The organism is Pseudomonas sp. TE3895, from assembly GCF_056278855.1.
In genome coordinates this window covers 5,626,222-5,639,996 of sequence record NZ_JBWBQE010000001.1, presented here as the reverse complement: position 1 = coordinate 5,639,996, position 13,775 = coordinate 5,626,222, and the positions used below count along the sequence as shown (strand labels likewise).

Annotated in this window: 10 protein-coding genes; 8 read left to right on the top strand and 2 right to left on the bottom strand. The window is 63.3% G+C overall.

The window, feature by feature from the left end:
• Positions 1-53: 53 nt before the first annotated feature.
• A complete protein-coding gene (gene mnmC / locus ACZ889_RS25475) occupies positions 54-2,018 on the bottom strand; it encodes a bifunctional tRNA (5-methylaminomethyl-2-thiouridine)(34)-methyltransferase MnmC2/FAD-dependent 5-carboxymethylaminomethyl-2-thiouridine(34) oxidoreductase MnmC1 (protein WP_476257939.1) in 1,965 nt (654 codons plus the stop codon).
• A gap of 136 nt (positions 2,019-2,154) precedes the next feature.
• Here mnmC and pap point away from each other — a divergent pair, with 136 nt between their 5' ends.
• Both pap and ACZ889_RS25465 read left to right on the top strand, forming a co-directional pair.
• Positions 2,155-3,648, top strand: coding sequence for a polyphosphate:AMP phosphotransferase (pap, locus tag ACZ889_RS25470; RefSeq protein ID WP_003252637.1), 1,494 nt, complete (start codon positions 2,155-2,157; stop codon positions 3,646-3,648).
• A gap of 284 nt (positions 3,649-3,932) precedes the next feature.
• The gene (locus ACZ889_RS25465) at positions 3,933-4,886 is read left to right on the top strand and encodes a DMT family transporter (RefSeq protein WP_180689412.1); all 954 of its coding nucleotides are present in this window, start codon (positions 3,933-3,935) and stop codon (positions 4,884-4,886) included.
• Between the two features lie 115 nt (positions 4,887-5,001).
• On the opposite strand, the gene ACZ889_RS25460 is transcribed toward ACZ889_RS25465, so the two are convergent.
• Entirely contained in the window at positions 5,002-6,396 is a 1,395-nt protein-coding gene (locus tag ACZ889_RS25460; RefSeq protein ID WP_476257938.1) for a class II fumarate hydratase, read from the bottom strand.
• A 154-nt stretch (positions 6,397-6,550) separates the two neighbouring features.
• Here ACZ889_RS25460 and ACZ889_RS25455 point away from each other — a divergent pair, with 154 nt between their 5' ends.
• The 6 genes from ACZ889_RS25455 to ACZ889_RS25430 all read left to right on the top strand — a co-directional run bounded on the left by ACZ889_RS25455 (position 6,551) and on the right by ACZ889_RS25430 (position 13,747).
• Positions 6,551-7,075, top strand: a complete 525-nt coding sequence (locus ACZ889_RS25455; RefSeq protein ID WP_003252642.1) for a DUF2059 domain-containing protein — start codon at positions 6,551-6,553, stop codon at positions 7,073-7,075.
• 10 nt (positions 7,076-7,085) lie between these two features.
• Complete coding sequence (locus ACZ889_RS25450; protein ID WP_003252644.1) at positions 7,086-7,382, top strand: BolA family protein; 297 nt, start codon at positions 7,086-7,088, stop codon at positions 7,380-7,382.
• A gap of 226 nt (positions 7,383-7,608) precedes the next feature.
• On the top strand, positions 7,609-8,541 hold the full coding sequence (trhO, locus tag ACZ889_RS25445) for an oxygen-dependent tRNA uridine(34) hydroxylase TrhO (RefSeq protein ID WP_180689413.1): 933 nt from the start codon (positions 7,609-7,611) through the stop codon (positions 8,539-8,541).
• Positions 8,542-8,544: 3 nt separating this feature from the next.
• The gene (locus ACZ889_RS25440; protein ID WP_003252648.1) at positions 8,545-9,177 is read left to right on the top strand and encodes a DsbA family protein; all 633 of its coding nucleotides are present in this window, start codon (positions 8,545-8,547) and stop codon (positions 9,175-9,177) included.
• Complete coding sequence (locus tag ACZ889_RS25435; RefSeq protein ID WP_060539164.1) at positions 9,170-11,002, top strand: ABC transporter ATP-binding protein; 1,833 nt, start codon at positions 9,170-9,172, stop codon at positions 11,000-11,002. Before ACZ889_RS25440 ends, ACZ889_RS25435 begins: the two co-directional genes overlap by 8 nt.
• 288 nt (positions 11,003-11,290) lie before the next feature.
• A complete protein-coding gene (locus ACZ889_RS25430) occupies positions 11,291-13,747 on the top strand; it encodes an EAL domain-containing protein (RefSeq protein ID WP_180689414.1) in 2,457 nt (818 codons plus the stop codon).
• The last annotated feature ends 28 nt before the right edge of the window (positions 13,748-13,775 follow it).

Genomic DNA, 13,775 nt, shown 5'->3' with positions numbered 1-13,775 from the left:
CGAGAGTTTTAGAATGTTTGGTTATATGACGCCGGGCAGGCAACCCGCTGCAATCATTTCCCCCGGATCAACCGGCGCAATCCAAACCGGTTCGGATGGCAAGCCTCCGCCACCGCCCGTGGCAATGGCAGCGGTTCCCCACATACCCAGGCCGCCACCAGCTCGCCACTCAACGGTGCCGTGATCAACCCGCGTGAGCCATGCCCGCTGTTCACATACAACCCGCCCAGCCAAGGGCAGGGCACATCCGGTACTTGCCGCGCATCCCGGCCCAGTACTGCATAGGCTTCGGCAAACGCCTGCCCGTCGGCGATGGGGCCGACGATCGGCAGGTAATCCGGGCTGGTGCAACGGAACGCAGCACGTCCCTGCAATTGCTCGGGGTCCAGTTCAGCCACAGCCAGCCGTTGCGCCAGATCGACGGAAATTTCGTCCAGCAGCGCCAGGTTGCCCTGGTGCTCGGCCACCGTCGGCGCAAGGTCTTCGCTATGGAAGTCAAAACTGGCGCCCAGTGTATGTTCACCCTCGCGCGGCGGTGCCACATAGCCTTCCGCGCACACCACGGTGCGCAGTGCCAGGCTGCTGGCGGTGGCCGGCAAGCGGGTGATCTGCCCGCGGATGCGCTTGAGTGGTAACTGCGCGCAAGGTTCGAAGCGCAGCACATCCGCCGCACCGGCCAGGACCACCACTGGAGCGCGGGCTAACAGCTGGTCGCCAGCCCAGGCTTGCCACTGTTCATCCACTTTGCGCAGTTCGAGCACTTCCTGGTGGGTCACCACGCGAATACCAGGGTGCTGCAACTGCTGTTGGCACAGCGCTGGCGGGTGCACCCAGCCACCTTCGGGGTAGAACAACCCGCCGCCAGGCAACGCCACGCCAGCGATGGCTTCGGCCTCGGCGCGCGCCAGGCAGTGCAACAAGCCGTGGTCGAAGGCGGCAGCCAGCTTGCCCTGGCGTTCGGCCTCCTTGCTGTCGAAAGCCAGTTGCAGCACCCCGCAGGCATCCCAGTCACGGCCACGCTGCAAGCGCTGCAGCTGGCGCCGGGTGTAGCCGAACCCGGACAGGATCATCTGCGAGAGCGCGGTGCCATGGGCAGACAGCTTGAGGTACAGCACCCCTTGCGGGTTGCCTGAAGCCTCCTGGGCGGGGGCTTCGTGGCGCTCCAGCACGGTAACCTGCCAGCCGCGCCGGGCCAGGCTGGCGGCGCTGCTGCTACCGGCAAGTCCGGCACCGATCACCAGCGCCTCGCGCGGCCCCTGTGTCACAGCGGGGCGCGCGTACCAAGGCGCGCATGGGACGGGCAGGGGGCCGACGTAGGCGCCGCTCATCACCTCCCACTTCTTGCCGATGCCTGGCACCTTCTTCATGGCGAAGCCGGCTTCGACCAGGCTGCGGCGTACCCAGCCGGTGGTGGTGAAGGTGCCCAGCACCGTGCCCGGATGCGATAGCCGCGCCAGTTGCGCAAACAGCTCCGGGGTCCACATGTCGGGGTTCTTGGCGGGGGCGAAGCCGTCGAGGAACCACACATCGATCTGCGCATCGAGTTGCGGCAGCTGTTCCAGCACATCGCCTATCAACAGGGTCAGGGTGACCCTGCCACCGGCGAAGGTGAACTGCTGAAAGCCCGGGTGCACCGCCACGTATTGCTCCAGCAGCGGCTCGGTATAGGCGGCCAGTTCAGGCCACAGGCGCACTGCGCGGGCCATGTCGGCGTGGTCGAGGGGGTACTTCTCGACGCTGACGAAGTGCAGGCGTGCGTCGCTGTGTGCGTGCTGGTCGAACAGCTGCCAGGCGCAGAAAAAATTCATGCCGGTGCCAAAACCGGTTTCGCCGATCACCGCGCAGGCGTGCGGCGCCAGGTTGGCAAAACGTTCGGCCAGGCGGGTCTGGCCGAGGAACACGTGCTTGGTTTCTTCGATGCCTTCGTTGACTGCGAAATAGACGTCGTCATAGTGCCGCGAATGGGGGCGGCCCTGGTCGTCCCAGTCGATCTGGGCGTGCTGGAGGAGGGTGGGCATGGTGGGCTCGGTTGCAGCGGATGGCGGGATTTTATGCCATCCGGCTGAGCTGTGGGAGCGCGTTCATTGGTGAAGGGGTCAATACAGGCCGAAATGAAATCCGCTAGTCTTGCTTATCCATTGAAGGAGCCAATGCATGTTCGAATCTGCCGAAATCGGCCACAGCATCGACAAGGAGGCTTACGACGCCGAGGTACCCGCTTTACGCGAGGCCCTGCTCGAAGCCCAGTACGAACTCAAGCAGCAGGCGCGGTTTCCGGTGATCGTGCTGATCAACGGCATTGAAGGCGCCGGCAAGGGTGAGACGGTAAAACTGCTCAACGAGTGGATGGACCCGCGCATGATCGATGTGCTCACCTTCGACCAGCAGACCGACGAAGAGCTGGCCCGCCCACCCGCCTGGCGCTATTGGCGGGCCTTGCCACCCAAGGGGCGGATGGGTGTGTTCTTTGGCAACTGGTACAGCCAGATGCTGCAGGGGCGGGTGCACGGGGTGTTCAAGGATGCCGTGCTCGATCAGGCCATTACCGGTGCCGAGCGCCTGGAGCAGATGCTTTGCGATGAAGGTGCGCTGATCATCAAGTTCTGGTTCCACCTGTCCAAGAAGCAGATGAAGGCACGGCTGAAATCGCTCAAGGACGACCCGCTGCACAGCTGGAAGATCAGCCCGCTGGATTGGCAGCAGTCGCAAACCTACGACCGCTTCGTGCGCTTTGGTGAGCGCGTGCTGCGCCGCACCAGCCGCGACTATGCGCCATGGCACATCATCGAAGGGGTAGACCCGAATTACCGCAGCCTGGCGGTGGGGCGCATTCTGCTGGAAAGCCTGCAAGCCGCGCTGGCCAATAATCCCAAGGGCAAGCACCAGGGCAACGTGGCCCCGCTGGGCCACAGCATCGACGACCGCAGCCTGCTTGGCGCCCTGGACATGACCTTGCGCCTGGACAAGGCCGACTATCAGGAACAGTTGATCACCGAACAGGCCCGTCTGGCCGGCCTGCTGCGTGACAAGCGCATGCGCCGGCACGCCCTGGTGGCGGTGTTCGAAGGTAATGACGCCGCCGGCAAGGGGGGCGCCATCCGCCGCGTGGCGGCAGCGCTGGACCCGCGGCAGTACCGTATCGTGCCGATTGCCGCGCCGACCGAAGAAGAGCGCGCCCAGCCGTACCTGTGGCGGTTCTGGCGGCACATCCCGGCACGGGGCAAGTTCACCATCTTCGACCGTTCCTGGTATGGCCGGGTGCTGGTGGAGCGGGTGGAAGGCTTCTGCAGCCCCGCTGACTGGATGCGTGCCTACAGCGAGATCAACGACTTTGAAGAGCAGTTGGTGGATGCCGGCGTGGTGGTGGTCAAGTTCTGGCTGGCGATCGACCAGCAGACCCAACTGGAGCGCTTCGAAGAGCGTGAGCAAATTCCGTTCAAACGCTACAAGATCACCGAGGATGACTGGCGCAACCGCGACAAGTGGGACGAATACTCCCAGGCGGTGGGTGACATGGTCGACCGCACCAGCAGCGAGATCGCCCCTTGGACGCTGGTGGAGGCCAATGACAAGCGCTGGGCGCGGGTGAAGGTGGTGCGCACCATCAACCAAGCGCTGGAAGCGGCGTTTGCCAAGCACAAGAAATAGCTGAATGTGATGTTGCCTGTTTCGGCCCTTTCGCGGGTAAACCCGCTCCTACGACGGATTGGACTGCACCCCGGATGTTGGACAAAAAATCCAACACCGGGGCGCAGCTCACGCTCCTGTAGGAGCGGGTTTACCCGCGAAAGGGTCAGCACAGGCAACACCTCCCCCCAGCCATGCCCCAAAAGAATGACCTGATGAATTCTTTTCTCGGCACTCTCCACCGTCCCCGTCCTCCAACCCCGTAGAATTCAACAACCCCCACCACGGGCTTGATCGAGGATTTTATGCACACCACTTCTGGCCGCTGGGGCTATGGGCTGTTCCTGGCACTTCTGACGGCGCTGCTCTGGGGCATCTTGCCGATCAAGCTCAAGCAGGTATTGCAAGTGGTCGACCCGATCACTGTCACCTGGTACCGCCTGCTGGTCTCCGGCAGCCTGTTGTTCGCCTGGCTGGCGGCTAACCGGCGTTTGCCGTCCATACGCAAGCTGGCGCCCAGGGGCAGGGGCCTGGTGCTGGTTGCGGTGCTCGGCCTGATGGGCAACTACGTGCTCTACCTGATCGGTCTCAAACTGCTTAGCCCGGGCACTGCACAACTGGTGGTACAGATCGGCCCGGTGCTGTTGCTGGTGGCCAGCGTGTTCGTGTTCCGCGAGCGCTTCAGTGTGGGGCAGGGCATGGGCCTGTTGGTGCTGCTGGCAGGGTTTGGCCTGTTCTTCAACCAGCGCCTGGAAGAGCTACTGACTTCGCTGGGTACCTACACCACCGGCGTGTTGACCATCTTGCTGGCGACCAGCATCTGGGTGTTCTACGCCCTGAGCCAAAAGCAGTTGCTGACCGTGTGGCACTCGCAGCAGGTGATGATGGTGATCTACCTCAGCTGCGCTGCGTTGCTGACACCTTGGGTGCACCCGCTGGAGGCCTTGCAACTGACCCCGGTGCAAGGCTGGCTGCTGCTGGCCTGTTGCCTGAACACCCTGGTGGCTTACGGCGCGTTCGCCGAAGCGCTGGCGCACTGGGAGGCGTCGCGGGTAAGTGCCACGTTGGCGCTGACCCCGCTGGTGACCTTTGTTGCGGTAGCGCTGGCAGCATGGGTGTGGCCTGAGTATGTGCATGCCGAGGACATCAATGCCCTTGGCTATTTGGGGGCGGTCACGGTGGTGTTCGGTTCGGCGCTGGTGGCGCTGGGGCCCTCGCTGGTGGCGGGTTGGCGGGCCCGCAGGGCGCGGTTGGCCTAGGTCTGTCGATTGCCTGTACGGCCCTTTCGCGGGTGAACCCGCTCCTACAATGGATCGCCTCTCGGCGTAGGAGCGGGTTTACCCGCGAAAGGGCCGGTACAGGCTACTAGAGCAGTCAGCCCTTGCCGCCTGGCGCCAGCATATTCTCCGGCCGCACCCACTGGTCGAACTGCTCATTGGTCAGGTACTTCAACGCCAAGGCCGCCTCGCGCAAGGTCTTGCCCTCGCTGTAAGCCTTCTTGGCAATTTCTGCCGCCTTGTCATAGCCAATATGCGGGTTCAGCGCCGTCACCAGCATCAACCCGCGCTCCAGGTGCGCGGCCATCTGCTCGGCATCCGGCTCGATACCCGCCACGCAATGCTGCTGGAAGTTGCGGCAACCATCGGCCAGCAACTCGATGGATTGCAGCAGGTTATGGATGATCACCGGCTTGAACACATTCAGCTGCAAATGCCCCTGGCTGGCGGCAAAGCCGATGGCCGCGTCGTTGCCCAGCACCTGGCAGGCCAGCATCGACAGCGCCTCGCACTGGGTGGGGTTGACCTTGCCCGGCATGATCGAGCTGCCGGGCTCGTTGGCCGGCAGGCGCACCTCGGCCAGGCCGGCGCGCGGGCCGGAACCCAGCAGGCGCAGGTCGTTGGCAATTTTCATCAAGGCCACGGCCAGGGTTTTCAGGGCGCCCGCCAGGCTGGTCAGCGGCTCGTGGCCGGCGAGGGCGGCGAACTTGTTCGGCGCGGTGATGAACGGCAGGCCGGACAGCGCCGCCAGTTCGGCAGCGATGGCCTCGGCAAACCCCTGCGGGGCGTTCAGCCCGGTACCCACGGCAGTGCCGCCCTGGGCCAGTTCGCACACCGCCGGCAGGGTGGCGCGGATGGCGCGCTGGGCGTAATCGAGCTGGGCGACGAAGGCCGACACTTCCTGGCCGAAGGTGATCGGCGTGGCGTCCATCATGTGTGTGCGACCGGTTTTCACCAGCTGGTGGTGACGCATCGACAGCTCGGCCAGCCCTGAAGACAGTTCGGTGACGGCCGGCAGCAGCTTTTCATGCACCGCCTGGGCTGCCGCAATGTGCATGGCGGTGGGGAAGCAGTCGTTGGAGCTCTGCGAGCGGTTGACGTGGTCATTGGGGTGCACCGGCGCCTTGCCGCCACGGCCTTTGCCGGCCAGTTCGTTGGCGCGTCCGGCAATCACCTCGTTGACGTTCATGTTGCTCTGGGTGCCACTGCCCGTCTGCCAGACGACGAGCGGGAACTGATCGTCGTGCTGGCCAGCCAGCACTTCATCGGCGGCCTGTTCGATCAGCCGGGCGATGTCGGCCGGCAGGTCGCCATTGCGGTCGTTGACGCGTGCGGCGGCCTTCTTGATCAGTGCCAGGGCGTGCAACACCGCGAGGGGCATGCGTTCCTTGCCGATGGCGAAGTTGATCAGCGAACGCTGGGTTTGCGCACCCCAGTAGGCGTTCTCCGGAACTTCGACCGGGCCCAGGCTGTCTGTCTCGATACGGCTCATTCTGTACTCACTCCTGTGTAGTTCGAAATCGCAGTTTAGGCCCTGATTCGACCGAGCGGTTCCGTCGCTCGTCGTGCCACTTGAGCACATCGCCACCACGGCGCAGAATGCTCTACTCTGAGGTGCCCGCCTCCCTCTCTTTGAAGGAAATGCAATGACCCGTCTCCGTGTCCTTTGTGCCGCCGTTGCCCTGGTTTGCGCCAGTGGCCAGGTACTCGCTGCCACCGCCAGCCACAACGCTGCTGCCGAGAAATTCCTGACCCTGGCCAACGCCGACAAGCTGGGCACCCCGGTGTACATGCAAGTGCAGCAGATGTTCGCCCAGCGTTTCGCCCAGACCAAGGCCCCGGCCGCCAAGCAACCGGTGCTGGAAAGCTACCAGGCCAAGGCCAATGCCGCCCTGGACAACGCCATCGGCTGGAACAAGCTGAAGCCGAAGATGGTCGACCTGTACACCCAGACCTTCACCGAGCAGGAGCTGAAAGACCTGGTCAAGTTCTACGAATCGCCGCTGGGCAAGAAAGTGCTGCGTGAAATGCCCAAGGTCACTCAGCAGTCGGCACAGCTGACCCAGCAGAGCCTGGAGCCAGCAGTACCGGTGGTGAACAAGCTGCTGGAAGACATGACCAAAGAGCTGGACCCGAACGCAGGCAAGGCCGCCGCACCCGCGAAGAAGTGAGTACGCCGCAATGACCATGCAACAACGTATCGAACAGCAACTGGCCGCGCTGGCGCCGCAACACCTGCAAGTGCTCAACGAAAGTCACATGCACAGTCGTGGTCAGGAGACCCACTACAAGGCCGTGATCGTCAGCGAGCAGTTCGCCGGGTTGAACAGCGTCAAGCGCCATCAGAAGGTGTACGCCACCATGGGTGAGCTGATGGGCGAGATCCACGCCCTGGCCATCCACACCTACACCGCCGAAGAGTGGGCCAAGGTCGGCGTTGCACCGGCCTCGCCGGTGTGCGCCGGCGGCGGGCACTGAAACCTTTCTGTTGTTCTGGTAGAATCCTGCAAAATCCGGGGGCCGCTTTGCGGCCCTTTCGCGACACAAGGCCGCTCCCACAAAAACCGCACTAGCCATCAGGTTACGCGGTCCCCTGTGGGAGCGGCCTTGTGTCGCGAAAGGGGCGCAAAGCGCCCCCATGCTTTTCTATACCGTCAAACCCGGTCCGCCCCTTACGAGGGCAACCACCTGGAGATTCCGTTACATGTCTCAAGCCATCGTCGTCGCGGCGCTGTACAAGTTCGTCACCCTGGAAGACTACGTCGAGCTGCGCGAGCCGCTGCTCAAGACCATGCTCGACAACAACGTCAAAGGCACCCTGCTGCTGGCCCAGGAGGGCATCAACGGCACCGTGTCGGGCACCCGCGAAGGCATTGATGGCCTGCTGGCCTGGCTGCGCAGCGACCCGCGCCTGGTCGATGTCGACCATAAAGAGTCGTACTGCGACGAACAGCCGTTCTACCGCACCAAGGTCAAGCTCAAGAAAGAGATCGTCACCCTCGGCGTGCCGGGCGTAGACCCCAACCAGGCCGTTGGTACCTATGTCGAGCCCAAGGACTGGAACGCCCTGATCAGCGACCCGGAAGTGCTGTTGATCGACACCCGCAACGACTACGAAGTGGCCATCGGTACGTTCAAGGGCGCCATCGACCCGAAGACCGAAACCTTCCGTGAGTTCCCGGAGTACATCAAGGCCAATTTCGACCCGAGCAAGCACAAGAAGGTCGCCATGTTCTGCACCGGCGGCATCCGTTGCGAAAAAGCCTCCAGCTACATGCTCGGTGAAGGCTTCGAGTCGGTCTATCATCTTAAGGGCGGCATCCTGAAATACTTCGAGGAAGTGCCTCAGGAAGAAAGCCTGTGGGACGGCGACTGCTTCGTCTTCGACAACCGGGTTACGGTGCGCCATGACCTGAGCGAAGGCGAGTACGACCAGTGCCACGCCTGCCGCCATCCGATCAATGCAGAGGAACGCGCGTCCGAGCACTATTCGCCAGGTGTCAGCTGCCCGCATTGCTGGGACAGCCTGAGCGAGAAGACCCGGCGCAGTGCCATCGACCGGCAGAAGCAGATCGAGCTGGCCAAGGCCCGCAACCTGCCGCACCCGATCGGTTACAACTACAAAGCCGAGGCTTGAAGCATGTCTGCACGCCTGATCTATGTGATGGACCCGATGTGCTCCTGGTGCTGGGGGTTTGCGCCAGTGGCCGCGGCCCTGATCGCCCAGGCGCGTGAGGCAGGCGTGCCTGCCCGCTTGGTAACGGGCGGGCTGCGTACGGGCGGCAGCGCCCTGGACAGCTCCACTCGCAAGTACATCCTGGAGCACTGGCAGGCGGTGGCTGATGCTACCGGCCAGCCGTTCCGCTTCGAGGGGGCCATGCCTGACGGCTTCGTCTACGACACCGAGCCGGCCTGTCGCGCCCTGGTCGCGGCCCGCGAGCTGGATGCCGAGCGCGTCTGGCCGCTGCTGGCGTTGATCCAGCGTTCGTTCTACGAGCAGGGTACCGATGTGACCACCGCGCCGCAGCTGGTCGAGTTGGCCTCCCAGAGTGGCTTCGACCGTGCCGCGTTCGCCGAAACCTTCGCCCGTGCCGATACCCGCGCCGCCACCGCGGCCGACTTCGCCTGGGCCCAGGACCTGGGTATTGCCGGTTTCCCGACCTTGCTGGCCGAGCGCAATGGCCAACTGGCCTTGCTGACCAACGGCTACCAGCCGCTGGAGCGCCTGCAACCCTTGCTCGGCCGCTGGCTGCAGCAGGCCGCCTGTGCTTGATGTACCAGGGTCACCCGACCCGGTACCGGGCAAGCCATACACTGCGGGCGATCGACTGAGCTGGGCGGAAATCCGCCGCCTGGCCCTGCATCACAAGAAAAACCTCTGGTCCGCCAACCTCATTGCGTTACTGGCGGCGTGTTGCAGTGTGCCCATTCCGCTGCTGCTGCCGCTGTTGGTGGACGAAGTACTGCTCGGCCATGGCGATGCCGCGCTGAAGTGGATGAACCATCTGCTGCCGTCCAGCTGGCAGGTAGCAGCCGGCTACATCGGCCTGATGCTGGCGCTCACCCTGTGCCTGCGCCTGGCTGCACTGGCGTTCAACGTGATCCAGTCCAAGCTGTTCGCCGGGCTGGCCAAGGACATCGTCTACCGCCTGCGCATCCGCCTGATCGAGCGCCTCAAGCGTATTTCGCTGAAAGAGTACGAAAGCCTGGGCAGCGGCACGGTAACCACCCACCTGGTCACCGACCTGGACACCCTCGACAAGTTCGTTGGCGAAACCCTCAGCCGCTTCCTGGTGGCCATGCTGACACTGACCGGCACGGCGGCGATCCTGATCTGGATGCACTGGCAGCTGGCCTTGCTGATCTTGCTGTTCAACCCGCTGGTGATCTACTTCACCGTGCAGTTGGGCAAGCGCGTCAAACACCTGAAAAAGCTTGAAAACGACAGCACCGCGCGCTTTACCCAGGCGCTGGCGGAAACCCTCGATGCCATTCAGGAAATCCGCGCTGGCAACCGCCAGGGCTACTTCCTTGGCCGCCTGGGCCTGCGTGCCCGCGAAGTGCGCGATTACGCCGTGGACTCACAATGGAAAAGCGATGCCAGTGGCCGTGCCAGTGGCCTGCTGTTCCAGTTCGGCATCGACATCTTCCGCGCGGCGGCCATGCTGACCGTGCTGTTTTCCGATCTGTCGATCGGCCAGATGCTGGCAGTGTTCAGCTACCTGTGGTTCATGATCGGTCCGGTGGAGCAACTGCTTAATCTGCAATATGCGTACTACGCCGCAGGCGGTGCGCTGAGCCGCCTCAACGAGCTGCTGGCGCGTGCCGACGAGCCGCAATACCCGGCCGCCAGCGACCCGTTCGCCGGGCGCGAAACGGTGGGCATTGACGTGCGCGACCTGCGCTTTGCCTATGCCGACGAGCCGGTGCTCGAGCACCTCGACCTGTCTATCGCCGCGGGTGAGAAGGTGGCGATTGTCGGTGCCAGCGGCGGCGGCAAGAGCACGCTGGTGCAGCTACTGCTGGGCCTTTACAGCGCCCAGGCCGGGACCATCCGCTTTGGCGGGGCCAGCCTGCAGGAAATCGGCCTGGAAACCCTGCGCGAGAATGTCGCGGTGGTGTTGCAGCACCCGTCGCTGTTCAACGACAGCGTGCGTGCCAACCTGACCATGGGCCGCGACTGCAGCGATGATGCGTGCTGGCAGGCGCTGCGCATCGCCCAGCTGGATGCCACCATCGCCGCCTTGCCGCAGGGCCTGGACAGTGTGGTAGGGCGTTCAGGCGTGCGCTTGTCCGGTGGCCAGCGCCAGCGCCTGGCCATTGCCCGCATGGTACTGGCTGAGCCCAAGGTGGTGATCCTCGACGAGGCCACCTCAGCCCTGGATGCCGCCACCGAGTACAACCTGCATCAGGCCTTGGCGTGCTTCCTCAGCGGCCGCACCACGCTGATCATCGCCCATCGCTTGTCGGCGGTGAAACAGGCCGACCGGGTGCTGGTGTTCGATGGCGGGCACGTGGCCGAAGACGGCGACCATCAGCAGCTGATTGCCGAGGGTGGGTTATACGCCAAGCTTTATGGGCACCTGCAGCAGAGCTGACTATCTGGCTGCCTTCACCGGGCTTATGGGAGCAACTGTCTTGCTCAATTTCTAAAAGCTGGTGCGATCCCTGTGGGAGCGGGCTTGCCCGCGAACACGGGCGAAGCCCGTGCCATCCACCGCGGTGTCTTCTTCGCGGGTAAACCCGCTCCTACAATGGCCAGCGCATACGCTGTACAAATTCCCCGATTCCTTGTCATAAAAATCCCCTTCACAGCGATGGCAAATGGCCTACGCTGTGCTTGTCTGGGTCGATTTACGCCTTATCTGCTCTGTGACAGGGACTCCATGAAGGGACATCGCACACTCGAAGCGCCAAAGTTGCTCGGCATCACATGGCCTTTCATCGCCGTCGTGGTCCTTCAGGTGGCGTTGGGCAGCCTCAGCCTTTATACGCTCTCGGCCGTGCGCGCCTATGTCGCGGGCGAAAGCCTGTGGTCCAAGGCGCAGAAAGATGCCATCTACTACCTCAGTCTGTACGGCGAGACGCAGGACGACAGCACCTACCAACGCTATCGCCAGGCCATTACCGTGCCCCAGGGTGACCATCGTCTGCGCGAGGTGCTCGACGACCCCAGCCCTGATCTGGACGCCGCGCGACAGGCGGTTCTGCAAGGTGGCAACCACCCTGACGATGTCGATCGGATCATCTGGTTCTACCGCAATTTTCGCCATGTCAGCTATATGCAGACAGCCATCGATTACTGGGACATCGGTGACGACTATCTGGCCAAGCTGGATGTACTGGCCGGTGAAATGCGCCAGCGTTTTGCCAATGGCCCGGCGGATCCAGACACTGTCAGCGATTGGAAGGCCCGCATTGTCGCCATCAACGAAGGCGTGACCCCGGCGGCCAAGGCCTTCAGTGATGCCTTGGGCGAAGGCTCGCGCATGTTGCTGCGGGTGCTGCTGATCACCAACCTGCTGACCGCAATGTTCCTGATCGCCATTGCCTGGCGCCGCTCCAGCAAGCTGTTGGCCCAGCGCCAGGCCTTTGCCAGCGCCCTGCAGGAAGAAAAAGAGCGTGCCCAGATTACCCTGCAGGCCATCGGTGATGCGGTGATCACCACCGATGTCGAGGGCAGTATCGGCTACATGAACCCGGCCGCCGAGCAATTGACCCACTGGCAATCCGGCCAGGCCCAGGGCCTGCCGCTGTCGGCACTGTTCAGCCTGGTGGATGAGCACGCCGAGGAGGACGGTCGCAGCTTGGTCGAGCAGGTGCTCAGCGGCAGCCTCAAGGGCGGCTCCGAGCATGCCCGGCTGATCCAGCGCCTGGACGGCAGTACGGTGTCGATCAACCTGGTAGGCTCGCCGATCGTCAATGATGGCCAGGTCAGTGGCATCGTGCTGGTGCTGCACGACATGACCCAGGAACGCCAGTACATCGCCAACCTGTCCTGGCAGGCAACCCACGATGCCCTGACCGGGCTGGCCAACCGCCGCGAGTTCGAATACCGCCTGGAGCAGGCGCTCAACGACCTGGCGCGCCAGGCCGGGCGGCATTCGCTGATGTTCCTCGACCTCGACCAGTTCAAGCTGGTCAACGACACCTGTGGCCACGCTGCTGGCGATGAGTTGCTGCGGCACATCTGCGCGGTGCTGCAATCTGGCCTGCGTGAGGGCGATACGCTGGCGCGGCTGGGCGGCGATGAATTTGGCGTGCTGCTGGAAAACTGCCCGCCCGACCAGGCCGAGCGCATTGGCGAACAATTGCGCCAGATGGTGCAGAGCCTGCACTTCGTATGGAAAGGGCGGCCGTTCGTGACCACGGTCAGTATTGGCCTGGTGCATATGGCCCAGGCCCCCGGTACCCTGGAGGCCTCGCTGCGCGCCGCCGACATGGCCTGCTACATGGCCAAGGAAAAGGGCCGAAACCGGGTGCAGGTGTACCACGCCGACGACAGCGAGCTGTCCATGCGTTTTGGCGAAATGGCCTGGATCCAGCGCTTGCATGTGGCCCTGGAAGAAAACCGCTTTTGCCTCTATGCCCAGGAAATCGCCCCGCTCAAAACCTTCGAGGGCCCGGGCCATATCGAAATTCTGTTGCGCCTGCACGACGAAAGCGGCCGCACCATCCTGCCCAGCAGCTTCATCCCGGCGGCCGAGCGCTACGGCCTGATGACCGCGCTGGACCGCTGGGTGGTGCGCAATGTGTTCATGGTCATACGCCAGTGCCTGGAAGAAGGGCGTGAAGGGCCGTTGTCGACTTGTGCCATCAACCTGTCAGGGTCCAGCATTGGCGACGACAAGTTCCTTGAATACCTCCAGCGGTTGTTCGTCGAATACGCCATTCCGCCGCGAATGATCTGTTTCGAAATTACCGAAACCAGCGCCATTGCCAACCTGGGCAGCGCCATTCGCTTCATCAATGAGTTGAAAGGGCTGGGTTGCCGTTTCTCGCTGGATGATTTTTGCGCCGGCATGTCCTCGTTCGCCTATCTCAAGCATTTGCCCGTGGACTACCTGAAGATTGACGGGAGTTTCGTCAAGGACATGCTCGACGACCCGGTCAACCGGGCCATGGTCGAGGTCATCAACCATATCGGCCATGTGATGGGTAAGCGCACGATCGCCGAGTTCGTCGAAACACCCTTGATTGAGCAGGCCTTGCAGGAAATAGGCGTGGATTACGCCCAGGGCTACCTGATCGAACGCCCCCAGGTGTTCACCTGTGACAGTCTGCAGCGCCAACGGATCGCCGCCCGGCCTCTGTTGCAGCGAGCACCTGGCACGTTTCGCTAGTTGGAAATCACAAGGATCAAGGAGCTGA